Origin of the sequence: Kribbella sandramycini, assembly GCF_013131805.1 — a bacterium.
Lineage (GTDB): Bacteria > Actinomycetota > Actinomycetes > Propionibacteriales > Kribbellaceae > Kribbella > Kribbella sandramycini.
The window spans coordinates 273,056-297,516 of record NZ_JABJRC010000004.1 but is presented as its reverse complement, the minus strand read 5'-3'; the positions used below and the strand labels follow the sequence as shown (position 1 = coordinate 297,516).

General features: G+C 67.5%; 27 protein-coding genes. 12 read left to right on the top strand and 15 right to left on the bottom strand.

Annotation, left to right across the window (positions count from 1 at the left end):
• Positions 1–4: 4 nt before the first annotated feature.
• Both HPO96_RS37625 and HPO96_RS38360 read right to left on the bottom strand, forming a co-directional pair.
• Entirely contained in the window at positions 5–1,057 is a 1,053-nt protein-coding gene (locus tag HPO96_RS37625; protein WP_202886168.1) for a hypothetical protein, read from the bottom strand.
• Positions 1,054–1,254 carry a helix-turn-helix transcriptional regulator gene (locus tag HPO96_RS38360; protein WP_337796721.1) on the bottom strand — a complete coding sequence of 67 codons (201 nt, stop codon included), beginning with the start codon at positions 1,252–1,254 and terminating at the stop codon, positions 1,054–1,056. Before HPO96_RS38360 ends, HPO96_RS37625 begins: the two co-directional genes overlap by 4 nt.
• Positions 1,255–1,709: 455 nt before the next feature.
• Here HPO96_RS38360 and HPO96_RS19610 point away from each other — a divergent pair, with 455 nt between their 5' ends.
• Positions 1,710–2,285, top strand: coding sequence for an NUDIX domain-containing protein (locus tag HPO96_RS19610; RefSeq protein WP_171674939.1), 576 nt, complete (start codon positions 1,710–1,712; stop codon positions 2,283–2,285).
• The gene (locus tag HPO96_RS19605; RefSeq protein ID WP_171674938.1) at positions 2,278–2,751 is read left to right on the top strand and encodes a pyrophosphohydrolase domain-containing protein; all 474 of its coding nucleotides are present in this window, start codon (positions 2,278–2,280) and stop codon (positions 2,749–2,751) included. The genes HPO96_RS19610 and HPO96_RS19605 overlap by 8 nt, the downstream gene beginning before the upstream one ends.
• On the opposite strand, the gene HPO96_RS19600 is transcribed toward HPO96_RS19605, so the two are convergent.
• The 3 genes from HPO96_RS19600 to HPO96_RS19590 form a co-directional block, all read right to left on the bottom strand.
• Complete coding sequence (locus tag HPO96_RS19600; protein WP_171674937.1) at positions 2,662–3,849, bottom strand: hypothetical protein; 1,188 nt, start codon at positions 3,847–3,849, stop codon at positions 2,662–2,664. The two genes, HPO96_RS19605 and HPO96_RS19600, sit on opposite strands and share 90 nt — an antisense overlap.
• A gap of 434 nt (positions 3,850–4,283) precedes the next feature.
• Positions 4,284–4,673, bottom strand: coding sequence for a hypothetical protein (locus HPO96_RS19595; protein WP_171674936.1), 390 nt, complete (start codon positions 4,671–4,673; stop codon positions 4,284–4,286).
• A complete protein-coding gene (locus HPO96_RS19590) occupies positions 4,670–6,670 on the bottom strand; it encodes a hypothetical protein (RefSeq protein WP_171674935.1) in 2,001 nt (666 codons plus the stop codon). Before HPO96_RS19590 ends, HPO96_RS19595 begins: the two co-directional genes overlap by 4 nt.
• A gap of 524 nt (positions 6,671–7,194) precedes the next feature.
• On the opposite strand from HPO96_RS19590, the gene HPO96_RS19585 reads away from it, so the two are divergent.
• The 4 genes from HPO96_RS19585 to HPO96_RS19570 all read left to right on the top strand — a co-directional run bounded on the left by HPO96_RS19585 (position 7,195) and on the right by HPO96_RS19570 (position 12,302).
• Entirely contained in the window at positions 7,195–9,414 is a 2,220-nt protein-coding gene (locus tag HPO96_RS19585; protein ID WP_171674934.1) for a glycoside hydrolase domain-containing protein, read from the top strand.
• Positions 9,411–10,703 carry a glycosyltransferase family 4 protein gene (locus HPO96_RS19580; protein ID WP_171674933.1) on the top strand — a complete coding sequence of 431 codons (1,293 nt, stop codon included), beginning with the start codon at positions 9,411–9,413 and terminating at the stop codon, positions 10,701–10,703. The genes HPO96_RS19585 and HPO96_RS19580 overlap by 4 nt, the downstream gene beginning before the upstream one ends.
• 46 nt (positions 10,704–10,749) lie before the next feature.
• Positions 10,750–11,451, top strand: a complete 702-nt coding sequence (locus tag HPO96_RS19575) for a phytanoyl-CoA dioxygenase family protein (RefSeq protein WP_171674932.1) — start codon at positions 10,750–10,752, stop codon at positions 11,449–11,451.
• Between the two features lie 62 nt (positions 11,452–11,513).
• A complete protein-coding gene (locus HPO96_RS19570; protein ID WP_171674931.1) occupies positions 11,514–12,302 on the top strand; it encodes an LLM class flavin-dependent oxidoreductase in 789 nt (262 codons plus the stop codon).
• Here the strand turns inward: HPO96_RS19570 and HPO96_RS19565 are convergent.
• Entirely contained in the window at positions 12,289–12,732 is a 444-nt protein-coding gene (locus tag HPO96_RS19565; RefSeq protein WP_171674930.1) for a GNAT family N-acetyltransferase, read from the bottom strand. The genes HPO96_RS19570 and HPO96_RS19565 overlap by 14 nt on opposite strands.
• 85 nt (positions 12,733–12,817) lie before the next feature.
• On the opposite strand from HPO96_RS19565, the gene HPO96_RS19560 reads away from it, so the two are divergent.
• A complete protein-coding gene (locus HPO96_RS19560) occupies positions 12,818–13,942 on the top strand; it encodes a hypothetical protein (protein ID WP_171674929.1) in 1,125 nt (374 codons plus the stop codon).
• Entirely contained in the window at positions 13,939–14,463 is a 525-nt protein-coding gene (locus HPO96_RS19555) for a YciI family protein (RefSeq protein ID WP_171674928.1), read from the top strand. The genes HPO96_RS19560 and HPO96_RS19555 overlap by 4 nt, the downstream gene beginning before the upstream one ends.
• A gap of 1 nt (position 14,464) precedes the next feature.
• On the opposite strand, the gene HPO96_RS19550 is transcribed toward HPO96_RS19555, so the two are convergent.
• The 4 genes from HPO96_RS19550 to HPO96_RS19535 all read right to left on the bottom strand — a co-directional run bounded on the left by HPO96_RS19550 (position 14,465) and on the right by HPO96_RS19535 (position 17,457).
• Positions 14,465–15,241 carry an aldo/keto reductase gene (locus tag HPO96_RS19550; RefSeq protein WP_337796720.1) on the bottom strand — a complete coding sequence of 259 codons (777 nt, stop codon included), beginning with the start codon at positions 15,239–15,241 and terminating at the stop codon, positions 14,465–14,467.
• Positions 15,238–15,921: an RraA family protein gene (locus HPO96_RS19545; protein ID WP_171674927.1), complete on the bottom strand. Its 684-nt coding sequence runs from the start codon at positions 15,919–15,921 to the stop codon at positions 15,238–15,240. Before HPO96_RS19545 ends, HPO96_RS19550 begins: the two co-directional genes overlap by 4 nt.
• 43 nt (positions 15,922–15,964) lie before the next feature.
• Positions 15,965–16,510, bottom strand: a complete 546-nt coding sequence (locus HPO96_RS19540; RefSeq protein ID WP_337796719.1) for a P-loop nucleotide/nucleoside kinase family protein — start codon at positions 16,508–16,510, stop codon at positions 15,965–15,967.
• A 122-nt stretch (positions 16,511–16,632) separates the two neighbouring features.
• Positions 16,633–17,457: an alpha/beta hydrolase family protein gene (locus HPO96_RS19535; RefSeq protein ID WP_171674926.1), complete on the bottom strand. Its 825-nt coding sequence runs from the start codon at positions 17,455–17,457 to the stop codon at positions 16,633–16,635.
• Positions 17,458–17,605: 148 nt separating this feature from the next.
• On the opposite strand from HPO96_RS19535, the gene HPO96_RS19530 reads away from it, so the two are divergent.
• Complete coding sequence (locus tag HPO96_RS19530; protein WP_171674925.1) at positions 17,606–18,400, top strand: class I SAM-dependent methyltransferase; 795 nt, start codon at positions 17,606–17,608, stop codon at positions 18,398–18,400.
• On the opposite strand, the gene HPO96_RS19525 is transcribed toward HPO96_RS19530, so the two are convergent.
• From HPO96_RS19525 to HPO96_RS19510, 4 genes are read right to left on the bottom strand one after another with little or no spacing between them, the layout of a single operon-like run.
• Entirely contained in the window at positions 18,320–18,763 is a 444-nt protein-coding gene (locus HPO96_RS19525; RefSeq protein WP_171674924.1) for a VOC family protein, read from the bottom strand. The two genes, HPO96_RS19530 and HPO96_RS19525, sit on opposite strands and share 81 nt — an antisense overlap.
• A gap of 10 nt (positions 18,764–18,773) precedes the next feature.
• On the bottom strand, positions 18,774–19,601 hold the full coding sequence (locus tag HPO96_RS39150) for a TrmH family RNA methyltransferase (protein WP_171674923.1): 828 nt from the start codon (positions 19,599–19,601) through the stop codon (positions 18,774–18,776).
• A gap of 57 nt (positions 19,602–19,658) precedes the next feature.
• Complete coding sequence (locus tag HPO96_RS19515) at positions 19,659–20,861, bottom strand: TerC family protein (protein WP_171674922.1); 1,203 nt, start codon at positions 20,859–20,861, stop codon at positions 19,659–19,661.
• Positions 20,862–20,909: 48 nt separating this feature from the next.
• Entirely contained in the window at positions 20,910–21,464 is a 555-nt protein-coding gene (locus HPO96_RS19510) for a helix-turn-helix domain-containing protein (protein ID WP_171674921.1), read from the bottom strand.
• 39 nt (positions 21,465–21,503) lie between these two features.
• On the opposite strand from HPO96_RS19510, the gene HPO96_RS19505 reads away from it, so the two are divergent.
• Positions 21,504–22,019: a GNAT family N-acetyltransferase gene (locus tag HPO96_RS19505; protein WP_171674920.1), complete on the top strand. Its 516-nt coding sequence runs from the start codon at positions 21,504–21,506 to the stop codon at positions 22,017–22,019.
• On the opposite strand, the gene HPO96_RS19500 is transcribed toward HPO96_RS19505, so the two are convergent.
• Positions 22,016–22,666 carry a M15 family metallopeptidase gene (locus tag HPO96_RS19500; RefSeq protein ID WP_171674919.1) on the bottom strand — a complete coding sequence of 217 codons (651 nt, stop codon included), beginning with the start codon at positions 22,664–22,666 and terminating at the stop codon, positions 22,016–22,018. The genes HPO96_RS19505 and HPO96_RS19500 overlap by 4 nt on opposite strands.
• Before the next feature lie 36 nt (positions 22,667–22,702).
• Between HPO96_RS19500 and HPO96_RS19495 the strand changes: the two genes are divergently transcribed.
• On the top strand, positions 22,703–23,365 hold the full coding sequence (locus tag HPO96_RS19495; protein WP_171674918.1) for a response regulator transcription factor: 663 nt from the start codon (positions 22,703–22,705) through the stop codon (positions 23,363–23,365).
• The gene (locus HPO96_RS19490; protein ID WP_202886166.1) at positions 23,362–24,456 is read left to right on the top strand and encodes an ATP-binding protein; all 1,095 of its coding nucleotides are present in this window, start codon (positions 23,362–23,364) and stop codon (positions 24,454–24,456) included. Before HPO96_RS19495 ends, HPO96_RS19490 begins: the two co-directional genes overlap by 4 nt.
• Positions 24,457–24,461 lie beyond the last annotated feature (5 nt).

Sequence of the window (24,461 nt, the reverse complement as noted above, 5' to 3'; positions counted from 1 at the left end):
TGCCTCAGGATCGCGACGAGTTCCGGGCAGATCGGTACGCGCCGCGTGCTGTTGTCGGCCCGATGCTTGAGCGACCGCTCCTCGCGGACCTCCCCGGTGTCACTCCACGCCTTCCCGGTCTGCTGCGTTGAGCCGTCCAGCAGCATCTCCCCCAACCTTCCTCAGGCAGGCTCAAGAGATGTGACTCTGCAAGGTGGCGCACCTCAGCAGGACGCATAGCGGCGTAGTACATGCAGCCGTAGTAAGCCTCCAGCGACGGGTAGATCTCACGAACTGCCGCCAGCAACGACCGGATCTGCTCTGGGTTCGCGAGAACTCGGGGATCAACCTTCTCGTCATGCTGTGGCGCCTTCCAGCTCACCGTGTCGAACGGATGTCTTTGGAGGAGCTTCAACTCAACGGCGTATCGCATTGCGCCATGCAAGGTCGCTCGGCGCCGCGTGATCGTGCTCGGTGCCGCGGCCTTCCCATCCTGACGGAGCGCCAACGTGTCGAGAACTCGCCGGACCACCTCGGCGTCCTCGAACTCAGACAGTTGGACCGTGCCGGCGGTAAGCCATTCGATGGTGCTGGCGATCTCCGCGGGCGGTTCGGCACGATCGAACGGCAGGCCGTTGCGAGCCGACTTGCTGAAGGCCCAGCCGTGAAGTGCTTTGCGAATCTGAGCGTCGGAGGGTCGCCCTCGCTGCTCGGTCAAGAGAGCGAGTGTGGCTTGAGCCAGAGTCTCCGAGATGCCCCGCCGATGGCCAGGAGAGATATGTGGCCACTTGACGTCCACGTACTGGCAGGCGTGCTGGAACCATTTGCGGCTGTACAACTTCCGCGCCATCGGCGCCGGCAACCCGCTCTTTTTGTCGAACGGCACCCCTTCGCGTGCGGCGGTTATCGGCGAAGCTTCGAACGAAGTGGCGAGCTTGACGTGGGTGAAGCTCTCGCCGAATCGCTCGCCGGCGACGACCCAGCGGGGACGGTAGGTGGTCTTCTTCTTGCCCTTGTAGATCTCCATCTTGTGGAAGCGGACGTCATAGGAGAGGTCCATCTTGTGGCCGTCGGTCACGCTGCCACCTGCAAAGAGTCGAGCCAGTTCTCAAGGTCGGTCCGGCGAATGCGCAGCTCACCGTTGGGGAGCTTGATGCAGCGGGGCGCCTTCTTGGCGGCCCGCCAGTCGTAGAAGGTCGAGCGGGCGACACCCAGCTCGGCGCACAGTTCGGCGATGGTCAGGTGTGCCCTGTGGGTCGGGTTTGCCGTGCTCACGCTGATGTCTCCTTCAGAGAGTCGAGAGACGGTGACAAAAGTGACAGAACTCCGCGCGGGGATAGTTTTGGCACTTTTGTCACTGCCTCGCGAGGACTGCGGGGTGGACTTCGTAGGTGGACGAGGGCCGGCCTTTGGCGGGCTTGTCGGTGACGGGTGCGCGGATGTAGCCGTGGTCTTCAAGGAGGTTGAAGGCGGGTTCGAGGTGTGCGGCGGTGGCGAACCTTGCGCGTCCATGGAGGGAGCGGAGGGCATCTCGTCGGCTGAAGGTGTTGCGGCCGGTCTTGTGGCAGTGCTTGGTGATCCAGTCGAGTCGCGCTGACCGACAACGTTGACTCGAACCGCGCACGTCGCCACCTTGAACGCTTAGCCGCACAACTCAAGCCGCACAAGACCACGCAGGTTGTTGGGGACTTCCTCGATCAAAGCGGGCTCAACCCAGAAGGTGCAGGTAAATGACCCACCCCTACCGCGAAGCCGACGTAGCAGCCGATGGCGAGCCGGAGAAGGAGTTCAACGCCGGCATCGCCGCCCGACTGCCGAAGAAGACCACGGCGGCCGGCGCCCTCGTCCGCAACAGCGAAGGTCTGATCCTCTTCCTGGAGGCGGTCTACAAGCCGACACTGGAGATCCCCGGCGGCGTGACCGAGTTCGATGAGTCACCCCTAGACGCCGTCCGTCGTGAAGCTCGCGAGGAGATCGGGATCGACATCGAGATCGGTGCGCCACTCGTAGTGGACTGGATCCCGGCGTCCGGCCCGTGGTTCGACGGAATCATGTTCATCTTCGATGGCGGTGTTCTGACGGACGAGCAGATCGACCAGATCACGTTGGACGACACCGAGGCCCGCCGCTTCCAGTTCATGACGCTCGATCAGGCGAGCGACCGCATGCGCCCATCCATGGTTCGGCGACTTGCCCGCGCCCAGGAAGCGCTCGCGCAGGGCTCACCGCTCTACACCGAGTACGGCCGCCATCCGGAATCGAAGGCGGTCGAGACCGTCCCGGCGGAGCGGTCCACCAGTGAGTGAGTCACCCTGGCGGAAGGTCCGCGAGTTCCACGAGGTCTTCGGCCTGTCACACCCCGATCGCCCGACGCCGCTAACAGCAGAGCTGGCCGAAGCCCGGCAGCGCATCCTGGACGAGGAAGTCCGCGAGGTCGCAGAAGCAACCCGAGGCGGCAACCTTGGCGAAATTGCCCACGAGCTGGCCGACGTCGTCTACGCCGCCTATGGAACGGCCATCAGCTACGGCATCGATTTAGACGCGATCATCACCGAGATCCACCGCGCGAACATGACCAAGTTGGACCGAAGGGGGCGGCCGATCGAGCGCGACGGCAAAGTTCAGAAGAGCGATTTGTACAAGCCTCCTGACGTTGCCGCCGTTCTCCAACGTCAGGCGGTGCTACTTGGTGAGCAGAACAGTCAGCCCTGCGCCCGCCAAAGCAGCAACAGCTCCAGCGAAAGTAGCAAGCACGACGAGTCGCGACTCTAGATGGGTTGCGGTTCGCTCGATCGTCGAGCGCACAATCGAAAGATCGAGATCCTTGACCCCACGATCTATTTCGAGCGAATCCGCCAACAGCTCCAAACCGTTATCGGCGATTGTCTCCGCGAGAAACTCATCGGCCTCAGCCCAATTGCGTCGATGTGAGTCCACCAGGGCCAATGCGAGCCAGAGACCTGCCAGCAGCTTTCTCGTCCGAAAGCGAGAACCTCGAAGTCTCCACAGGTCGAGCAGTACGGCCGGATTCGGCCATCGCCGACGAGCGGCACGCTCATACGAAAGATAGAGCACCTCCGCCGCGTCGTCTCGCGCCCGCTGCTCAAGGAAATGAATTGCATCCTCGCGATTCCTGCCGCGCGCATAGTAATTCAGAGAGTAGGAGACCATCCTCTCAATGCGCTGGAGGTTCTCTAAATCTGTACCCTGCATCGAGAACGGTAGGATGCAGACCGGTCCAATCGTGGTTCGTCCGATTGTCCTTAGCTGATCAGGCGGACTATCTGCAACTGTTACGAGTTCTGCATGCACGAATTCATGGAGACAACTTGCTGTACATGCAATATTCTCAGCAGTATAACCAGCTTCGGCAGCAACATCCTTCAAGACATCGAATACAACATGCCCCCCAGAGCCCGTTGGTGACAACTTATCCTGGCGCCATTGGACCGCAAGGGAAATACCATCCCACGCGACAAGATATTCATCTGTTGGCACATCCGAGATATTTCGATAAAGCGGCTGATTCTTGATTGGCACCCGGACGCGGAAGTACAGTATCCCATCAAGCCGGAGTACTTGGTACCCACCCGTAGCTTCGGCCAGGTCGCTTTGCTCCTGATCCGTAGATGTGAAGTAGTATGTAGCCGCATTAGCAATGCCGTTATCACCAGGCGGTTCGACCTCGATGACGCGCGCATCTGCATCCAGCGCCTTGCGCAAACGCGCATCTGCTTCACTTGCGAGCTTTGACATTTCCGGCGAGCCGTAAGAATGCTCAACTGCTTCCGGTAGTCGAAGCGTTAGAACCGCCATCCGACAGACGTACACCGAAGGATCTTTCGGCTTTGCCAGCAGCTCAGCACTCACAGTCTGCTCGCCTGACTCACTCACAGGATCACTAGTCACAATGCCTCCCCCTCCCAAGGTGCAGATGACAATAGAACAATTCGGACGTGTCGGGGAGATGCAGAGAGACCGTCGCCTGATTCGTGGTGCCCGTGAGGCGCAACCGTTACCATCCGCACGTGAACGCGTCGCCTCGACGCCAGTCTCTAGACCTCTAGGGTGGCTGCCACCCTGGAACCTCAGCCCATGGGGCGTGCCCGATCCGAGGGCTAGCCCCGGCCACGAGTGGTCAACAGCGGCCAGTCGCAGCCGGACTGCCACCTAGGAGTGGGTACCCTCAGGCGTCCGGAGGGTGACAAGTCAGTTCCCAAGCTGACAGTGCGATCCGATCTTGTCACTCGCTGGTTGGCGGAGGAGGCGGAGCCGGAGCTCCGCCTCCCGCGTGGAGGAGGGACTTACGCGGTGCGCCTGCCACCAGGAACTCGTTGGCACCAACGGGGTACGCCGAGGGCCCTGGCAATCTCTCCTTCGAGCCGGCGGACGTCGCCTACCGCGAGGTCGCGCCGGAGCGGAAGCGCAACCTGGCAGGTGAACCGTTCCTTCTTTTGCAGGTCTCTGAGGTGTTCGCGCGTGCGGGCGCCGGCGTCTGAGCTGGGCCTTACCGCGCTGCCGACGTAGTCGATGATGAGCTTGTTCGTGACAGGATCGCGGTGACCGAGCAGGTAGACGGCGACGGTCCAACCAAAGTCCGATCCCGCCTTGCGGATTTCGGGGCTCGGGTGGTCGAGAGCATCTCCGGCGATGGCACAGAGGTCGCGGTATCGGCCCGCAGTCAGCCGGGTCACTCGTCGGCCTCCTCGTCTTCGTCGTCCTCCTCCAGGTCCTCGTCCAGGTCGTCGTCCTCGACCTCTTCGGCCTCAGGCAGTTCGTCTTCGTCGAAGCTCGCCAGGAGGTCGTCCTCCTTGCCGTAGCGCGCATAGAGCTTGGACAGCCGATCCGGGAGGGTGCTGTAGACCTCGGCGGTGGTCATGCCGAGCTTGGCGATCAACTTGTCGCCGTCAGCGTCCTTGGCCGCCATCATGTCCAGCAAGTTCGTGTGCGACTCGACGAGCAGGGAGAGCAACCGCTGTTCGGTGAGCCTGTACCGGTCTTCGGGCGTCAGCTCCACCTCGGGCTCGTCGTCGGTCGACTTCTTGTCCGACGACGGGATGGTCCCGCCGGTGAAGGCCAGCGCGCGGATTCCCATGTTGCCGTTGTCCCACGCCGTGGAGAAGTGGATCGGGTCGTTGTTCTTGTCGAGCAGCTGGTTTCCTTCGACGTCGAACTTGCGGGGGCGCTCCAGGCGTTCGTTGTCGGCCCAGGCCACCGCGTCGGCGAGGACGTTGACACCGCCTGCGGTCTTGGCGAGTTGCTCGACCACCTTCTCTACACTGCCCCGCAAGGCGGAGATGCCCTTCACCGTGGAGCCCTGGTCGCCCAGCAGCAGACCGGTGGCGCACAGGGCAGGGCCGCCGCGGGCCATGAGCTCGGCCAGGGCGGGGGAGTTGAAGTTGCCCGCCAGAACGTCGGCGATGCAGGTCTTGCGGAGCTTCTCGCTGTCGTCCCCGCTGATACTCCAGGGCGAGAGGAGACGGTCGGGGGTGAAGGCGCGCATCAATGCGCGTTCCGCCGAGTCGGCAGCGTCGTTGAACTGCCGAACGATCAGGGGGCCGACCAGCTTTGCGCGCCTGATCTTGGTGAGCCGCGCTCCCTCCTCGGTGATGAGGAAGTCCCGCAACAGCGAATCGTTCCCGGCGTTGCAGACGGTGTGGACGAGGTTGGCGGCTCGAACCGACGGCTTGCCGGTGATGTCGGGGTCCCGGCCGAGGATGGCTTCGGCGTCCTTGGTGGACATCTTGCCGTCCTTGACCAGTGTGAGAACGAAGCGCTCACCGATAACGTTGCTCTGGGCGACCTCGCTGAACGGCCGCGGCTGGACGTGGACGCTCTCGACGTAGTCATTGATGATCACCGGGTAGTTGTCGGTGATCGGAGTGATCATGTCGCCCTCGACGGCCGCCACGACGATCAACGCCGGCATCGTGGCAGCCCGCGCGGCGCCGAGCGCCTTGACGGAGGTCGGCGTGGTCTCGAACCGCTCGACGAACCGCTTATGAGTGTCGCGCAGGTACTCCAGAGGGTCGTCGCTGTGTTCGAGCGGGGCCGCGGGGTCGACGTCGGTGAGCTCGTGGCAGGCCTCGACGCGAGTGCTGCCTTCCACGGTGTGCAGGAACCAGTGTTCCTTCACCGAGCCGTCGTCGGACTTGACGTAGGTCCGCGCCAGGACCACGACGGGCGGGTTCCAGATGCCACGTGGGTTCCGGGAGATCTGAGTGATGAGGTCCTGGGACCGGATCTCCTTGGCGCTCAGGCGAACGGCCGCGGTCATGTCCGCCAGAGACGCGGGGTGGTAGTCGATGATCGCGGGCTTGTGGTGGCGACCGATCGGCCACGGCCGCGGACGGGTGCCCTTCGTGGATGCGGTCTGGATCGCGTAGCGGCTACGTCCGTTCCCGCCGTCGCCGGATACCAGGGAAGTCCATACGCGGGTCGGCTGGGCGAGCAGGAAGATGCCGTCAGGGGTCTGGATGGCCTGCAGGTGATCGAACGGGTCCGTCGGGTCGAGCTGCGAGCGCACGTCGGCAGGATCGACCATGGCCGCCGACATGGCGAACGCCGCAGCCGGCGGAAGCGTGAAGGCGGTCTCGAACCGCTTGGCGGCGTTCTTGATCGCGGAGCCGTTGGCGACGTCGGGGAAGTCGATCGTCTGCCCGGCGATCGTGAAGGGGGTCGTGTTCGACATTGACGAGTTCCTCTCAAGCGGATGACATGGCGCCAAATCCGGGCGCAGTCCGCGAGACTCGTCCCAGGGGCCCTTCCATCAAGTGGCGTGGGTCCGATCCGGCGACCGAGCTAGTTCGGAGTCACTCCGGAGTTGTACGGGCTGGCGACCGAGTTCCACCGAGATAGCCGAACAGGCTCCTCGCTGACACTCGACCCAGGGCCCACTTCGAAATAGTCCGAGAAGGTCGATCAGTGCAGAGCATAGCAGCCCTTGCCTCCCCAAGTACGCCCGAAAGTTTGGTCGTCCGCTACTCACCGTGCAGCTCACAGCGTTGGAGATACTGCCCTGTAAATCTGTCGGCTTATGCCTACGCAGGTTCGAACCCTGCACCCGCCACAGGCGTGTAACAGCCCCTGACCCGGAATCGGGTTGGGGGCTGTTTGTTGGGGTGGGTGTAATGCGGGTGTTGCTTGGGGTCATGTGGCGGAAACATCGGGTTCTTAGGTTGGGGGTCCGAGTCGGCCGCGTGGGGCGGTGAGCCTGTGTACGAGTTTGTTGACCCGTTCGTGGGGACGGGGGGTACTGAGCTGGCGGCGCCGAAGGGGCTGGCGGCGGGGTGGTGGTGGCCGAAGCCGCAGGTGGGGAATACGCATCCGGGGGCTACGCATCCGTTCGGGATGGTGTCGGCTTGTGCTTACTCGGGGGCTTACCCGACGGGGTACGGGGTGTACGAGTTCAACACCGAGGGTGTGCCGGGGCGGTTGTACGAGGGGCCGGTGGCTTCGGGGTTCACGCACTTTCAGCAGTCGGGGACCGGGGCGATCCGGAAGTACTACAACTACTTCCGGGTGACGCCGATGGTGGGGCCGCTGGACGAGCTGGGTACTACTTGGGAGCTGGCGGACGAGGTGGCGGAGCCGGGGTACTACGCGGCGACGCTGGGGTCCGGGGTGCGGTGTGAGCTGACGGTGGGGCCGAAGTCGGCGGTGCATCGGTACACGTTCCCGGCGCATGAGGCGGCGCGGATCGTGGTGGATGCCTCGATCGGCGGGCTGGCGATACCGCATGGGCGGACGGTGCCGTTGAAGGCGCATCTGGCGATGCTGGAGCCGGGGGCGGCGCAGGGGGAGATCCACGTCGAGGGGGTGCCGCTGGCGGTCCATCTGGAGGTAGATGCGCCTGGCTGGCGCCAGCTGCTTTGGTACGACCGGCGGCTGATGCCGGGCGGCACCAGGCTCGACTTCGACTACATCCGGCCGACGACGTTGCGGCCGTTCGGGCTGATGTTCATGGGGCCCTCGCGGGCTGAGCAGACCGTTGAGGTACGGCTGGGGTTCTCGCTGCGCGGGTGCGAGACGGCGCGCGAGAACCTCTGGGCGGACGTCGGCCGCGGCCAAGCCACCTTCCCCGGACGACGTGCCCGAACAGCGACGACCTGGCGTGAGCACCTCGGCAAGGTCGAGATCGACGCGTCGAACGACGACCAGGCGACCATCTTCGGGACGGCTCTCTACCACTCGCTCATCAAGCCGTGTTTCGCCCCGGACGAGAGCCCGTCCTGGACGACGGCCGGCCCGTACGCCTTCGACATCTGCACCATGTGGGACATCTACCGCACCCAGTTGCCGCTGATGACCACTCTGTTCCCGGAGCAGTCGGTTGCGCTTGCCGGCGCGCTGCTGTCGATCTGTGAGCAGGAGGGCAACCTGCCGATCGGCTACCGGATGGCGAAGGGCGCGGACCGCTTCTCCCGGCAGGGCAGCGCGCTCGCGCACACCTTCTTCGCCGACCTCTGCCAGCTGGACCTGCCCGGCATCGACTGGGATTGGGCCATGGTGCACCTCGAGATGGACCTACGCCGGACGTACGGCGAGGACTACCTGGTGCACGGCGTCGCCCACCCGATCAGCCACACCCTCGACCTGGCGTACGCCTACCACTGCACCGCAGCCATCGCCCACAAGGTGCGTGACCGTCCCCTGGCTCAGCAGATGCGCGAGCTGGCTCAGGGCTGGCGGGCAGCGTACGACCCGGCCACGGGCCTACTGCGCGACTCGACGTTCTACGAAGGCGGCCGCTGGAACTACTCCTTCCGGCTGCTGCACGACATGCGCGCCCGGATCGCGCTCGCCGGCGGCGACGAGGCGTTCGTCCGCCTCCTCGACCGGTTCTTCGGGTACGACGCCGCCCCGGTCACCCAGCCGGGTACGGCGCCCAGCGTGGCTGAGATGGACGCCGGCTACGCGCTCTGCCGGTTCGAAGGGCTGAACAACGAGCCGGACTACGAGGCGCCGTGGGCGTATCACTACGCCGGTCGGCCGGACCGGACTGCTGAGGTGGTCCACGCCGCGATCGCCAACCAGTTCGGCACCGGCCGCGGCGGACTGCCCGGCAACGATGATTCCGGCGGTCTGTCGGCCTGGTACGTCTGGGCGACGCTCGGCCTCTTCCCAGTCGCCGGCCAGAACCTGTTCCTGGTCAGCTCACCAGCCGTCGCGGAGTCCAAGCTCCAACTGCCGGACGGCGATCTGTCGATCACCACGGCCGAGTTCGAACCAGTCGAGGCCGGTGGGTCGGTCTCCTATGTCCAGTCCATCGCAGTGGACGGCAAGACCCTCGAACGCCCCTGGCTCTCCGGCCGCGAGCTGCGGCACATCCGCAACCTGCACATCCAGCTCGGCCCAGAACCGTCCGGCTGGGGCACTCGCGTCAGACCACCGTCCACATCCGACCCGCGACCCGCCACTGGAGGTGAGGCATGAACACCCCATCCACACCCAACCGCCGTCTGGTTATCGTCGTCCGCGCAGATCCGGTCATCTGCGGGCACTCCGGTGAGGCGCGATGTCTCGCGGAGGTAGCGCTCACCCGCGGGTTCGACGACGTACGCATCGTCACCTGGCCGCTGGACGCGCTCGAGGCGGCCGGTCTGCCGCTGAAGCCGCTCGACGGCGTGCTGCCGTACAGTCCGGGCATCACCGTGGAGCGGCCGGGCCCAGTGGGTGACTACCGGGTTCCGGACGGGCGCTACCTGGCTGGGCTCATCGGCCGACTGGTCGAGCTGTTCAGCGACGGCGTACCGACAGTGGCAATGTCGCTGTACCTGAGCCCACATGCGATCGCCGTCCAAGAGGCTGCTCAGGTAGCGCGCCGCATCGGCCCGGCGCAGGTCTTCACCGTGGCCGAGGCAGTCGGGTCCGACATCACCAACGTGGTGCGCGAATGCGTGGCCAGCGACCGGTTCGGCGCCGCAGCGCACATCCTGTCGGTCTACCTGGCAGCCGACATCTGCGTAGCGGTGTCGGAGTACACCCGGGAGCTGATCATCGCCTCGGCAGCCAGCCTGGACGCCAAGCACGGTACGACGTTCGCCCAGCAGTGCCGAGAGCGGATCGCGATCTCCTACCCGGCCGTCGACTCCTGGTCCTATCTGTCGCTCACTGACGCCAGAATCGCTGAAACCCTCGCAGCCCGCGGCCTCACCCGAAACGGGTACGTGCTGTTCCTGTCCCGGATCGCCTCGGCCAAGGGCGTCGACGACCTGATCGATGCGTACGCCGGTTCCCGGTCGTCCGAGCGCGTGCAGCTCGTGCTGGCCGGCCGTGGCCCGCAGGAGGCAGAGGTGCTCGCGCGCGTGGCCGCATCCGGCCTGAGCGACCGGGTGCACGTGCTGACGGATGTCGACGACGCGGAGAAGCCCGCACTCATGGCAGGCAGCGCGGCGTTCGTACTGCCGACCCGCGAGCAGCCGGAGTTCGTCGAGACGTTCGGGATCGCACTGGTCGAGAAGGCGCTTGCTGGCGGCGGTCCGGTCATCACCTGCGCCACCGGCGGCGTACCGGAGGCAGTCGGCGACACCGCCCTGCTGGTGCCGCCACGAGATCCCCGCACCCTGCGGGCCGTGCTCGACGACGTCGTCTGCGACTGGACCGACCAGCAGCGGTCAGCCGCCGAGGAGCACGCCCGCGCGTACGCACTGCAGTTCGACCGCGCCGCCGTCTTCGACCGCCTCTTCGCACTCGCCCAGCCCGCAGCCGTCTCCGTCGCCTGAACCTAATTCGGATGCGCCGCCGAGATCAGCGGAGCAGCATGAAGGGATGTTGAGCGCCGAGAAGCTGGAGGAGTTCGAGCGAGACGGCATCGTGCGGCTGCCGGCAGCCTTCACCCAGGCCGACGCGGCGCAGATGCGAGCCGTGTTGTGGGCTGAGCTGGAGGCGCTGTACGGGATGGTGCCCGGCGACCGCACGACCTGGACGACGCCGCGGCCAGTACGGCTGAAGGTCACCAAGAAGGACCCCGGTGCCGCAGTGATCCTGGCACCGCCGGTCCGGGAGGCGCTCACCCAGCTCCTCGGTGCGTGGGTGGAACCTACGCACCAGGGCCAGGTGCTGGTCACGATGCCCGAAGAGCAGCCGTGGGTCGTTCCACACCGGATGTGGCATGCGGACGTCGGGTTCGAGATACCGCGCGACCGGCTGGCGGCGGTGAAGATCTGGGCGCTGCTCGAAGATCTCCAGCCCGGCGGCGGAGGCACGCCGCAGATCGCCGGCTCACATCGCGTCATCGAGCGACTGCTGGACAGCAACCCCGACCTCGGCCGCGACGACGTACTGACCTCGCACGAGTGGTTCCAGCAGCTCTGCCGCGAAGATCGCCGCACGGAGTGGACTCCGGCGGGCGACGTCGACGGCATCCCGGTCCGCGTTCTGGAGCTGACCGGCCAGGCCGGAGACGTCTACATCACCCACCCCTGGCTCTTGCACTCGATCGCGACCAACGCCCGCGAAACCCCACGCTGATGCGCAGCCGCGTCATGTGGCGGACGACGGAAACTGTCGGAGCCGTCGGATAGAACGGGACGATGAGATACGGATTCATCCTGCCGGGCGGGAACGCGACCGAACAGCTGGAGCAGGCGGTGCTGGCGGAGGAGGCCGGCTGGGACGGCGTTTTCGTGTGGGAGGCGGCGTACGGCGTCGAGCCCTGGGGCCTGCTCTGCGCGATCGCGGCGCGGACGGAGCGGATCCGGCTGGGGACGATGCTGACCCCGCTGCCGTGGCGCCGGCCGTGGAAGGTGGCCAGCCAGGTGGTGACGCTGGACCAGATTTCCGGTGGGCGGGCGACGATCGCGGTCGGGGTGGGCGCGGTCGAAACCGATCTGCCGAACACGGGTGAGGAGCTGGATCTGCGGGTTCGGGCCGAGCAGCTCGACGAAGGGATCGACCTGATGCGCGAGCTGTGGAGCGGCGGCCTCAGCTATCAGGGGAAGCACTATCGCTACGAGACCGAGCGCGACGACCTGATGGGCAGGCCGGTCCAGGAGCGCATCCCGATCTGGGTGGTCGGGGTGTGGCCGCGGCCGAAGTCGATGCGGCGGGTTCTGCGCTGCGACGGCATCCTCCCGCAGTACGGCGGTCCGGGGTCGCCGGCGGAGCTGAGCGAGCTGAAGCAGTGGCTGGCTGAGCGCGGCGCGGGGGAGCACGAGGTGATCGCCGAGGGCGAGACGTCGCCCGGTGGAGAGGTCAAGGAGTGGGCGGACGCCGGGGCGACGTGGTGGATGGAGACGCGCTGGGAGATGCCGCACCACTCGCCGGAGCGGATGCAGGAGGTGCGGGAGCGGATCGCGGCCGGTCCGCCTAGGGGCGCTTGATGAGGTAGACGTCGACGGCGTCCTCGGAGTCGAGGGTGAAGCCGTGGCGCTCGTACAGGCGGCGGGCCGGGCTGCCCTGGAGCACGTTCAGGCGGATGGGGCCGGGTGTCGTGGCCAGCGCATGGGTCAGGACGCCGGTGCCGACGCCGCGGCCCTGGAGGGTCGGATCGAGGTAGAAGTGCTCCAGCCAGACCGTGTCGTCAGCCGGGCGGAGGGCGATGCAGCCGGCCAGGCGACCGGCGACTTCGATGATCCGGGTATGTGTGGGGTCGAAACCGTCGCGGAGGCGCTGGCGGACGCGGACGGCGTCGTACCGGCCGAGTCGGGTCAGGTCGGGGCGGAGGACGACGGCGCGCAGCTCGGCGATCGGCTCGACATCGGCCGGGGTCGCGGGGCGGAGCCGCCACGCGGGCGGGGTGAGGTCCGTCATGGGGTGGACTCTAGGGTTGGGGAATAGGGGGCTGCCGGGGCAGGGTTGGTTTCTCGGGAGACGTGAAATTGCTGAGAGGGATGGGATGAAGCCGACCGAGTTCGTGAAGGTGAACACGCAGTTCTGGGGCGAGCACCTGAAGGGGATCAGCGAGCACCTGCCGGTGAGCCACCGCCGGGAGCTGGCGGGCCCGTTGCTGTACCCGCGGATGCTGGTGCTGACCGAGGCTCCGGACTGGAACATCGTGGAGCTGGTCGGCATCAGCCGGGAGTACCGCAGTCTCGAGGTGCGGCGGCAGAAGGTCGCGAGTGTCGAGGAGTACTTCGGGGTCAGCGGCGGCCCGGCCGTCGTGACGCTCCCGGGGGAGAACCTGTTCAAGGACGCCACCGTCGCCACCCAGACCGGCCGCCAGGAGCTGGGCGCCCGGTTCCCGGGAGCGAAGGGGATGCTCGGGCAGGAGTTCGTCGGCCCGCAGGAGGACCTGCTCAAATTCGCCCCGGGGAACTTCTCCACCTTCGACCGCACCCTGCTCGTGCACTCGGCCGGCTCGGCCCTGCGCGCGCACTGGGTGTTCTTCGCGCTGGCGATCCACCGCTCCGAGCCCGCGGAGAAGTACCTCGACTTCCTCCGCAACTTCGCCGCCGCGGCCCCGCACACCGACCCGATCGGCACGCTCAGCGTCCCGCGGGCCGACAACGGCGCCGACCTGCAGGGCCCGGCCTTCGCCAGCACCTACCTCGCGCACGCCGTCCCGAACTCGACCGTCGAGGCCTTCCTCAGCCAGAACGAGGACTTCCTGCTCTCGGCCTTCGACGCGACCAAGCTGATCCGCCAGCCGCACCTGGAGTGGCAGAGCGGCGGCGAGCCCCTCACCCCCGACTTCATCCTCGAGCGCGCCGACGGAACGCATGTCGTCGGCGACCTGCGGCTGCCGCTCGTCGACACGGCGAAGGGCAAGCGGCACAAGCGGACGTCGTCCGTCACGGACGGCGCCGCCCGGCTCGCCCGCGTCACGGAGTACTTCGAGAACGCCGACAACCGGGCGTTCGCGAGTACGAAGTACGGCGTCGAGATCACCGCGCCGCGCAAGCTCGTCGTCCTCGGCTCGCAGGACCTCGTCGGCGCCGCGGAGCTGAAGGCGGCCGAGGGCGTCGAAGTGCTCGACTTCGACACCATCCTCCGGCTCCACCTCGCTGCCACGACCGAATGACGCAGTACTTCGTCTACGGCCGGGACGCCGCGGGGTCGGGTGAGCTCAAGGGCCGCCTGACCCCGGAGCACTGGGCCTTCATGGACCGGTACGCCGAGGCGCTGATCGCCCGCGGCCCGACGCTGACCGATGACGGTGAAGCGACCACCGGCAGCCTGCACATCGTGGATCTCCCCGATGTGCAGGCCGCCCGGTCGTTCGCGTACGACGAGACCTACTACCAGGCCGGTGTCTTCGAATCCGTCCAGCTGACCCGGATCCGCAATCACACCCCCGGCACCATGTGGGACTTCGCGAACGCGGTCGACTCGTACCACCGCTACCTGGTGCTGACCACGGACGCCCCGCAGGCCATCACGTCACCGCATGTCATCCTCGCCGGCGACCTGCTAGCCCTGGACGCCGACGAGCATCTCGGCCGGGCCCTCCTCGTGGAGGCTCCCACGGCCGAAGCCGCCGCCGACCTTGCCCAGGCCGCACTCGCCGATGTCCACCCCTGGACGTTCGGCGGCCGGCGCTGAGTCACTCCAGCGACTTCACCTCCGCCGGGGTGAGCTGCACGGCCCCGGCGGCGACGTTCTGCTCGAGATGCGCCACCTTGCTCGTGCCGGGGATCGCGAGGATGTTTGGCGAGCGATGCAACGTCCAGGCGAGCCGGAGCTGTTGGGCGCTGATGCCGTGGGCCGCCGCCACCGCCTGAGCAGCCTCCGTCGCCACCCCGTCGGCGATCGACGCGAACGGGACATACGCGATCCCATAGGACGCACACAGATCGATCAGCGAGTCGTCGTCGCGACGGTCGACGGAGTACCAGTTCTGCACGCAGACCACCGGCGCGATCGCACGCGCCTCCTCCAGCTGCTCGGTCGTCACGTTCGAGACGCCCAGCTGCCGGATCAGCCCCGCCTTCTGCAGCTCGGCCAGCACGCCGAACCGCTCCGCGAGCGAGTCAGCATTGCCGACGCGCAGATTGACCACGTCGAGCACGTCGACGCCGAGCCCGCGCAGATTCTCCTCGACCTGCGTGCGTAGCTCGGCCGCGGTCATCGCCTGATAGAAGCCACGCTCCGGATGGACGCCCGGCCCGACCTTGGTCGCGATCACCAACTCCGGCGCGTACGGCGCCAGCGCTGCCCGGAGCAGCTCGTTCGCCGGCCCGTAGAAGGCCGCCGTGTCGAAGTGGTCGACGCCGAGCTCGACCGCCCGGCGCAGCACCTCGACCCCGGTCTCCGGTTTGAGCCGCATGGTGCCGAACCCCAGGCGGTTGACGGTGCGATCACCCAGCTGCCAGCCGCTCACTCCTCCACCGCCCCCTTGACGGCCCGCAGATGTTGGCGAAAGGTCAGCGCCGGGTCGGCCGCCCGCGCGGTGAGGAACTCGTCGAACTTAACCTGCGAGCGCAGCGAACGCCCGGCCCGGATCTCGGCCGCCTGCGCCCGCTCGGTGTCGCGGATCCCTTCGGCGAGGTCGAACAACTCCTCGACCCGATCGGCCGGCACGAAGAGCACGCCGTCCTCGTCACCCAGGACGACGTCGGCGCTGGTCACCGTCCACTCGCCGATAGTTGCCGAGGACAACGCATCGGCCGGTTGCGGGTCGAGCCGGAGCGGACCGGTCGGCAGCGCGCCCAGGCTGAAGACCGGCAGGCCGATCTCCTGGATGTCGGCGGTATCGCGGTGCAGCCCCCAGATCACGATGCCGCTGACGCCGGCCTGCTGCGCCTCGAGCGCGACCATGTCGCCGACACACGCCTCGTCTCGCCGGCCGCCGTTGTCGACGACCAGCACGTCGCCCGCCGCGGCCGACTCGAACGCCTCCAGGTAGATGTCGACGCTCCCCACATGCCGCGTCGGCAGGACCCGGCCCGCCACCCGCCCGCCACCCACCGCAGTGAGCGACACCGTCCGCACCGGGAGGCCCGCTCGCAGGCATGCATCCGCCACATGGGCGGTGGTCAGTTTGTCGAATCGATCCAGCATCCCCAGCCCCTCTCCGACGTCATGTTTCGACCCTAGCTCGCCCCTAGGACAAGAACGCGACGATCTCGGAAATCCCCGGATCGTAGGACTCCCTACTGGTGTCGACGGTCAGGCTCGGGACCGGCAGATCGACGGCCTGGAAGGCGTTGTGGGTCCGCAACCGGGCCTCGGCGGTGATCGCGGCGTCCTCGTGCGCGGCCCGCCGCGGGTCGCTCGCGGTGCGCGCGGTGATCCGGCTCAGCGCGACCTCGGCCGGCACCACGCAGTGCACGACGCGGAGGTCGGCGCGACCGAGGAACGGCGTCAGGCCCGGCGTCCAGATCTGGTCCTGGAAGGCGGCCTCGGCGACGATCGTCGTGCCACGGCCGACGAGCAGCCCGATCACGTCGAAGAACGTCGACAGCGTGCGCATCGTGAGCGGATCACTGGGGCCGGGGACGAACCCGGGGGTCGCGTGGGCCATCCCCTCCTTGATCTCGTCCCGGCAGATCGCCGGGCATCCGATCGCGGCCGCGACGCGGTGCGCCAGCGTCGTCTTCCCGGTCCCCGGCGGTCCGCTCACGACGACAATCATCGGCTTCGAATGCACCGCCGTACCTTAGCCGCCCGCGGTTTCGGTCGCTACCGAAAAGCGGTCCCCGGAAAATGTCGGTGGGCACTCTTAACGTTCTGGGTATGGGGAGACAGGCGTGGGACTGGGGGCTGATGCGGTCAGGTGCGGGCGCGGAGCCGGCCGGGTAGCGTGGGGAGCGCGAGGTGTTCGGCGAGAAAGCGCGCGCGGTCGGTGTACGCTGCGACGTCGTTGATGACATGCCCGGTGTCGTACCAGCGGAACTCCTTCGGCGAGCTGGCCGCCGCGAAGAACTTCTCGGCGTTCTCCCGGCTCACGTTCGGATCGAACCAGGCCGACTGGAAGAGCAGCGCCGCGGGTGCCGCCATCCCGACGAAGTGCCCGCAGTCGTAGGGCTCCAGCAACGCCAGCAGCGGCTCGTACTCCGCCGGAGTCATCGATTCGCGCAGCTTCCGGATCTCCGGGTACGGCGTCTCCCGGTAGTGCACGCTCAGCCCCGACAGGCCCGAGTCGAAGACGAAACAGCGGAACCGGTCGTCGATCCCGCTGACCGTGCCGGCCGTCATCGCGCCGAACGAGTGCCCGACGCAGCCGAGCCGATCCGCGCCGTACGCCGTCAGCAGGTCGGCGCCGCGGCGGATCGCGAAGATCGACTCGCGCAGGTTGCGGACGGCGTCCCCGGTATCGGCGATCGGCAGCGAGAGCGCGATCCCGCCCGCCTCCGCGACCTGGATCGCCTCGGACAGGAAGCCCTCGCGGCCCCCGGTGGAGTGTTGGTAGACGACGCCGGCCAGGTCGTCGCCGGCCGCCAGCAGCGCGCCGGAGGGGAAGACCAGGTATCCGGTGGCGCGGTCGCCCTCGGCGTTGTCGAACCCGCAGTCCGCGATCACGACGCCGTCGCGCTCGGCCAGCGTCTCGGTCCGGGCGTTCAGGGGCAGGCCGGGGTCGTAGTCGAGCTCTGGCATCGGGGCTCCCTTGCGCGGCGTCGGATCTCCAGAGATAGAAGCAATTGCTCTCGGCAACTAGTCGGTCTCGCTTGATGAGACGATATATCTCATTGGGTAAGATCTTGGGTTACCGTGAGGCGAGTCGGTGAGGGCAAAGGAGCCTGGGATGAATAACGTGTACACGCACGGCCATCACGAATCGGTCCTGCGGTCGCACAGTTGGCGGACCGCGGAGAACTCGGCCGGCTACCTCCTCCCGCACCTTCGCGCCGGCCTGTCCGTTCTGGACGTCGGCGCCGGCCCGGGCACCATCACCGCCGATCTGGCCCGCCTCGTCGCGCCCGCGCGGACGACGGCGCTGGAGGCGAGCGAGTCGGTGCTGGCGATCACCCGGCAAGCCTTCGAGGAGTCCGACCTGCCGGTCGATTTCGTGGTCGGCGACGTACACGCGCTCGACCTGCCGGATGACACGTTCGACGTCGTCCATGCGCATCAAGTCCTGCAGCATGTGGCTGATCCGGTGCAGGCGTTGCGCGAGATGCGGCGGGTCTGTAGGCCGGGCGGCGTCGTCGCCGCGCGCGACTCGGACTATCACGCGTTTACCTGGTTCCCCGCGCTGCCCGAGCTCGACGAGTGGATGGCGCTCTACCAGCGCCTCGCCCGCGCGAACGGCGGCGAGCCGGATGCCGGCCGTCGCCTGCTCTCCTGGGCCCACGCGGCCGGCTTCGAACAGGTCGACGCCACCGCGAGCAACTGGACGTTCGCCAACCCTGCTGATCGCGCGTTCTGGGGCGGGATGTGGGCGGACCGAATCCTCCAGTCCGCAATGGCCGACCAGGCCCGCGCGGACGGCGTCCCGGAGCAGACCCTGCAGTCCATCTCAGCCGCGTGGCGCGAGTGGGCCGACCGCCCGGACGGCTGGATCGCCATCCTGCACGGCGAAATCCTCTGCACCGCTTGACGCGAGCACGACCAGGTAGCCGTCGAGATCGCGCAACCAGAGCTCGTCGTGCCCGGCGTTCGGATTGTGATGGACGTCGGTCTGAACGGTCGCGCCGACCGTGATCGCCCGCGCGGCAGCGGCCGGCAGATCGTCGGCCTCGAACCAGATCGCGACGCCGTTGCCGATGGGCTGCTCGGGGTCGGCGAAGGGGCCGTGGTGATGCTCGACGTCCAGGCGATGCAGCTGCAACACCAGTACGCCGTTCACGACCACGCGCTCGTACTCCGGGCCGCCGTGCGCGCTCTCGGCGTCGAGAACCGCGCAGTACCAGGCGCTGCTCGCCTCGACGTCGTGGACGGCGATCAAAGGTTGTGCTCGCATACGAGCGACGTTAGGCGGGCGGCGTCGTACCGGTCTTGAACGAATGGGAGCGCTGGCGCGAGACCTCGTACAGGACGGCGGTCGCCGCGTTGGCCGCATTCAGCGAACTGGCCGCCCCGGTGATCGGGATACGAACCAGGTGATCGGCCGCCTCCCGCCAAGCCGCGCTCAAGCCGTTGGTCTCGTTGCCGACCAGGATCAGGCTCGGCCGGGTGAAGTCGAAGTCGAAGATGTCGACGTCGCCTGTCTCATCGGTCCCCGCGACCACGATCGGCACCCCCGCGCCCCGAACCCACTCGAGCACCTCACGATGCGATGGCACCCGGACGGCGGGCAGCGCGAACAGCGACCCGGTTGTCGCCCGGACCGCCTTCGGGTCGTACACATCAGCCGCATGCCCGGTCACGATCAGCCCCGACGCGCCGAACGCGTCCGCGGACCGGATGATCGAGCCGATGTTCCCCGGCCCGGTCGGCCGGTCGAACACCACGCCGAGAAAGTCCGGCCCGACCGGGATCCGGCCCAGCTCGTCGGCCGGCATCTCGACCACCGCGATCAGCTCCGGCTCGTCCTTCTCGCCCAGCTCCGCCAGCAGCTCCGGCTCCATCGCCACCCGTTCCACCCCAGGCAGCCGCCCCAGCAACTCCCGGGCCCAGCTCGACAACGGCCGCGCCGCATCGTGAATCACCACCCGCACCGGCCACCCGTGATCCACCGCCAGCGAGATCGGCCGCACCCCGTGCACCAAGAACTCCCCGGCCCGCTGCCGCTTGTTCCGATTCCCCAAATACGCCTGCCACACCTGAAACCGGGCATTCCGCGAAGAGATCCGCTGCATCTACCCACCCTAGAACGACACCCGCGGACCCCGGAAAAAGCTGGTGAGTGGGAGTGATCAGGGTTGGGTGTAGTTGGGGGTGTGGGTGGTGTGGAGGGTGGCGTGGGTTTGGGCTACCTGGTGGCAGAGGGCTAGGAGTTCGGGTTCGTTTTTTACTTGCTGGCGGGCTTTGGGGCCCAGGTCGATGATGTGGTCGCGGGCGCGGAGGAGGCGGAGGAAGATGCGTTCGCGTTCGTTGGGGTCGTCGGTGTAGTCGTCGTCGAGGTAGGCGATGGCGTCGCGGCGGATGTGGGCCATCGCGGTCTGGGTGCGGCCACGGGTGCTGAAGAGCGAGGCCAGGATGGTGACGACGAGGACGGCCAGGATGACGATCAGGGACAGGCCGGTGCTGATCTCGGCGACCTCGATGTGCTCGCCGCCGTTGATGAACGGCAGGTTGTTCTCGTGCAGGGCGTGCAGGATGAGTTTGGCGCCGATGAAGGCGAGGATCACCGCGAGGCCGAAGGACAGGTAGATCAGCCGGTCGAGCAGGCCGTCGAGGAGGAAGTAGAGCTGGCGGAGGCCGAGCAGGCTGAAGGCGGTGGCGGTGAACACGATGAAGACGTTCTGGGTGAGGCCGAAGATGGCCGGGATCGAGTCCAGCGCGAACATCAGGTCGGTGCCGCCGATCGCGACCATCACCAGCAGCATCGGGGTCATCACCCGCTTGCCGTCGATCCGGGTGAAGAGTTTGTCGCCCTCGAAGTCCGGGCTGGTGCGGAACAGCCGCCGGGCCAGCCGGACGACGATGTTCTGCGCCGAGTGCGACTCCTCGGTCTCGGGTTTGAGCATGTTGCCGGCGGTCAGCAGCAGCGCGAGGCCGAACAGGTAGAAGACCCAGGAGAACGAGTTCAGCAGCGCGGAGCCGAGGAAGATGAAACCGGCCCGGGCGATCAGCGAGACCACGATGCCGACCAGCAGCACCTTCTGCTGGTTCTCCCGCGGCACCCGGAAGCTGGTCATGATGATCAGGAAGACGAACAGGTTGTCGACCGACAGTGCCTTCTCGGTGACATAGCCGGCGAAGTACTCCGAGCCCATCGCGGCGCCGCCGAAGATGAACGTCCCGACGCCGAAGAGCAGCGCGATCCCGACGTACAGGGCCGACCAGACGGCGGCCTCGCGGACGGTCGGCACATGTGCGGACCGGACGTGGAAGAAGTAGTCGAACAGCAGCAACCCGAGGATCCCGAGCAGGGTCAGTATCCAGACCAGCGTCATAGGGCTCAGCCAACCACGGCCGCGGCGCCGAAACCAGCAACTCCGGTTTCAGCGCAGTTTGACCAGCGCGACCAGATAGCGGCAGGGCTCCGCGCCCGGGTTGTGGAAGGTGGTCGGCGTCGGCCGGCTGAGCTGGAGGCAATCGCCGACGTGCAGATCGTGGACGGTCGGCCCCTCGTGGAACCGCAGATGGCCGGCCAGGATCCACAGCTGCTGACTCTTGAACACGTAGGCGTCGGCCGGATATGACACCGAGGCCCTCGCCGGCAGCTCGACCTCGACCAGCTCCAAAGGGGTGTCGGACACTGGAGAGACCGCCCGGCGCGAGTAGCCGGTGGCCGGGTCGACCCAGACCGGCTGATCGGCCTGCCGCCGCAAGAGGTCACCCGTGTTCTCGGCGCGGGCGATCAGCTCGGACAAGGTCATCCCGAGCGCACCCGAGAGCCGGCCGAGCAGCGCCGCGGTCGGCTGCGCCTCGCCGCGCTCGATCTTGGCGATCATCGCCCGGGAGACCTCGGAGCGCTCGGCGAGCGCGTTCACCGACAGATCCTGGGCGATCCGGGCAGCCTGGACGGTCGCGGCGAGGGAGAGATCGTCGAGCATGCTTGCCACTATAGCGGCAGTTATGTCTACTATCATGACATGATCAGAGATGCCGGCCCGGCGGACGCCGCAGCCTGCGCGGCCATCTACGCGCCCTACGTCACCGACACGGCGATCACCTTCGAGATCGACCCGCCGACCGCCGACGAGATGGCGGTCCGGATCAAACAGGCCCTGGAGACCCACGCCTGGGTAGTCATCGAGGACGCCGGCCAGGTCACCGGTTACGCGTACGCCGGCCCGATGAAGCCGCGAGCGGCGTACCGATGGTCGTGTGAGGTGAGCGTCTACCTCGAGCTCGGGCGCCGCCGGACGGGCGCCGGTCGCGCGCTCTACGAAGCCCTGTTCGAGCGGCTGATCGCCCGCGGCTACCGGACGGCGATCGCCGGGATGACGCTGCCCAACGACGCGAGCGTCGGCCTGCACACCGCGCTCGGCTTCGAGCCGATCGGCACCTACCGCGCCATCGGCTGGAAACTCGGCGCCTGGCGCGACGTCGCCTGGGCGCAACGCCCACTCGCCGTCCTCAGCGACCCACCAGCCGAACCCCGTTAGGACGGCGTGGTCATCGGCGGGCACTCGCCGCCCGGTGTGGTGACCAGCTCGAAGTGCCAGATCTCGTTGGAGTAGGTCTGGCACAGGCCGAACCGGTTGCCCTTGCGGATCAGCCAGTCGTCGGCGTCCGTCGGCCCGATGTCGACGGCGTTCCCGGTGACGTGGTGCGACTCGTCCGGATCGGCGACGAACTTCTTCGCCTTCTCCCGGCTGCCGTACTTCTTGATCGCCTTGTCCATCAGCTCGACCTGGTACTTCTTGCTCCGCCACCCGGTCGTCACCTGCATCTTGATGCCGTCCTTCTGCATGGCCCGCTCGGCTTTCTGGACGGCGGCCCGCAGCTTCGGGTCGAGGTTGGCGACCCCGGGCAGGTCGGTGTCGAAGGCGCTGGTCCCGGTCGGCAACTTCCCGTCGGCCGCGCCTGGGTATCGGTGCGCGGTCGGCTTGCCGGACGACGGTGCCCCGGACGCCGAGCCGGCGTCGTCGGGCTCGTCGGCGGAGACCGCGGAGCACGCGGCCATGCCGAAGCTGGTGACCAGGGCGACGATCGCCAGCCCGGCCAGAACGGTGGTTCTGCGAGGAGTGGTTTCGATCATGCCGTTCAGTTCATCCGGAGCGATGTTGCCGGAGCGTCTGCGTTTCGGCATACGTTTTCGATACGTCGATACTGCTTCAATGGATTCATGCGGGTTCTGGTCGTCGAGGACGAGGTCTATCTCGCCGAGGCGATCCGGGCCGGGCTGCGGCTGGAGGCGATCGCGGCCGATCTCGCCTTCGACGGGCACGCCGCACTCGAGGCGGTCGCCGTCAACGACTACGACGTGGTCGTCCTGGATCGGGACATCCCCGGCCCGAACGGTGACGAGGTCTGCCGGCGGATCGTTGCGCAAGGCATCGGCTGCCGGGTGCTGATGCTGACCGCGGCCGGTGATCTGGACGACAAGGTGACCGGGTTCGAGCTCGGGGCCGACGACTACCTGACCAAACCGTTCGAGCTGCGCGAGCTGATCGTCCGGCTGCGCGCGCTGGTTCGGCGTCCGGCCGTCGCGGCGCCGACCGTGATCGAGTACGCCGGCGTCCGGCTGGACCCGTTCCGGCGCGAGGTCTACCGCGGCGGCCGCTACGTGAAGCTGACCCGCAAACAGTTCGCCGTCCTGGAGGTGCTGATGACCGCTCGCGGCGGGGTGATCAGCGCGGAAACGCTGCTGGAGAAGGCCTGGGACGAGAACGCCGACCCGTTCAGCAACGCCGTCCGGATCACCATCTCGGCGGTCCGCAAGCGGCTCGGCGACCCCTGGGTGATCCACACCGTGCCCGGTGTCGGCTACCGGATGGGGGAGTCGTGAGCGAGCCGGGGCTGATCACCTGGCGGCCGCGGCTGACCGTCCGGCTGCGGCTGACGCTGAGCTACGCGGGCCTGCTGGTCGTGGCCGGCGCCGTGATGGCCTGCATCCTGTGGCTGGTCTTCCGGATCGTGCCGAACTATCCGTTCATCGCGGCCAACCCGCGCGACGAGCGGCCCGCCCCGACCCGCGGCGAGATCCTCGACCTGACGGTCAAGCTCTCGGCGTACGCGATCGGGCTGCTGGCGATCATCGGGCTGGTCGGCGGCTGGTTCCTGGCCGGGCGGATGCTGAAACCGCTGCAGGAGATCACCGCGGCGGCGCAGCGGGCGGCGACCGGCGCGCTCGACCACCGGATCGGCCTGACCGGCATCCGGGACGAGTTCACCGACCTGTCCGACACCTTCGACGCGATGCTCGACCGGTTGCAGGCGTCGTTCGACCAGTACCGGCGGTTCGCCGCGAACGCCTCCCACGAGTTACGGACGCCGCACGCGGTGATGAAGACCATGCTCGACGTCGCCCAGGCCGACCCCGACCATCAGGACGTGCCCGAGCTGGTGAAACGGCTGGCCGAGACCAATCAGCGCGGGATCGACATCGTCGAGGCGCTGCTCAGCCTGGCCGCGCTGAACAACCGCGAGGTCGAGCTCGACCCGGTCGACCTCGCGACCACCGTCCGGACGGCTCTCCCCGTGCTGACCGCCGAGGCCGCCGCCGCGGGCATCACCCTGCGAACGGCGCTCACCGAGTCGGTTGTCGAGGGCAATGACGTGCTCCTGCACCAGCTCGTCACGAACCTGGTCCAGAACGCCATCCGGCACAACACCGGCCCCGGCGGCTCGGTCGACGTCGAGCTGACGCCGGGCCGGCTCGTCGTCCGCAACACCGGTCCCGTCCTCGATCTCGACCAGGTCCGCACGTTCGTCGAGCCGTTCGCCAAGGACCGGTACGGCGCCGGCCACGGCCTCGGCCTCGCGCTCGTCACCCGGATCGTCGAGACCCACCAGGGCACGCTCGCCCTGACCCCGAACCCGACCGGCGGCCTGACCGCGATCGTCGTCCTCCCGGTGGCTGACCTCGTCGGCGGGTGAAGATG

Bases quoted from the DNA above. Each gene is read 5' to 3' on its own strand.
- HPO96_RS19565 (WP_171674930.1), bottom strand. From the start codon at position 12,732: ATGACGGACCTCACCCCGCCCGCGTGGCGGCTCCGCCCCGCGACCCCG.
- HPO96_RS19560 (WP_171674929.1), top strand. From the start codon at position 12,818: ATGAAGCCGACCGAGTTCGTGAAGGTGAACACGCAGTTCTGGGGCGAG.
- HPO96_RS19510 (WP_171674921.1), bottom strand. From the start codon at position 21,464: ATGCTCGACGATCTCTCCCTCGCCGCGACCGTCCAGGCTGCCCGGATC.
- HPO96_RS19500 (WP_171674919.1), bottom strand. From the start codon at position 22,666: ATGCCGAAACGCAGACGCTCCGGCAACATCGCTCCGGATGAACTGAAC.
- HPO96_RS19555 (WP_171674928.1), top strand. From the start codon at position 13,939: ATGACGCAGTACTTCGTCTACGGCCGGGACGCCGCGGGGTCGGGTGAG.
- HPO96_RS19610 (WP_171674939.1), top strand. From the start codon at position 1,710: ATGACCCACCCCTACCGCGAAGCCGACGTAGCAGCCGATGGCGAGCCG.
- HPO96_RS19535 (WP_171674926.1), bottom strand. From the start codon at position 17,457: ATGCCAGAGCTCGACTACGACCCCGGCCTGCCCCTGAACGCCCGGACC.
- HPO96_RS19530 (WP_171674925.1), top strand. From the start codon at position 17,606: ATGAATAACGTGTACACGCACGGCCATCACGAATCGGTCCTGCGGTCG.
- HPO96_RS19575 (WP_171674932.1), top strand. From the start codon at position 10,750: ATGTTGAGCGCCGAGAAGCTGGAGGAGTTCGAGCGAGACGGCATCGTG.
- HPO96_RS19495 (WP_171674918.1), top strand. From the start codon at position 22,703: ATGCGGGTTCTGGTCGTCGAGGACGAGGTCTATCTCGCCGAGGCGATC.
- HPO96_RS39150 (WP_171674923.1), bottom strand. From the start codon at position 19,601: ATGCAGCGGATCTCTTCGCGGAATGCCCGGTTTCAGGTGTGGCAGGCG.
- HPO96_RS19545 (WP_171674927.1), bottom strand. From the start codon at position 15,921: ATGCTGGATCGATTCGACAAACTGACCACCGCCCATGTGGCGGATGCA.
- HPO96_RS19505 (WP_171674920.1), top strand. From the start codon at position 21,504: ATGATCAGAGATGCCGGCCCGGCGGACGCCGCAGCCTGCGCGGCCATC.
- HPO96_RS19570 (WP_171674931.1), top strand. From the start codon at position 11,514: ATGAGATACGGATTCATCCTGCCGGGCGGGAACGCGACCGAACAGCTG.
- HPO96_RS19580 (WP_171674933.1), top strand. From the start codon at position 9,411: ATGAACACCCCATCCACACCCAACCGCCGTCTGGTTATCGTCGTCCGC.
- HPO96_RS19525 (WP_171674924.1), bottom strand. From the start codon at position 18,763: ATGCGAGCACAACCTTTGATCGCCGTCCACGACGTCGAGGCGAGCAGC.
- HPO96_RS19515 (WP_171674922.1), bottom strand. From the start codon at position 20,861: ATGACGCTGGTCTGGATACTGACCCTGCTCGGGATCCTCGGGTTGCTG.
- HPO96_RS19590 (WP_171674935.1), bottom strand. From the start codon at position 6,670: ATGTCGAACACGACCCCCTTCACGATCGCCGGGCAGACGATCGACTTC.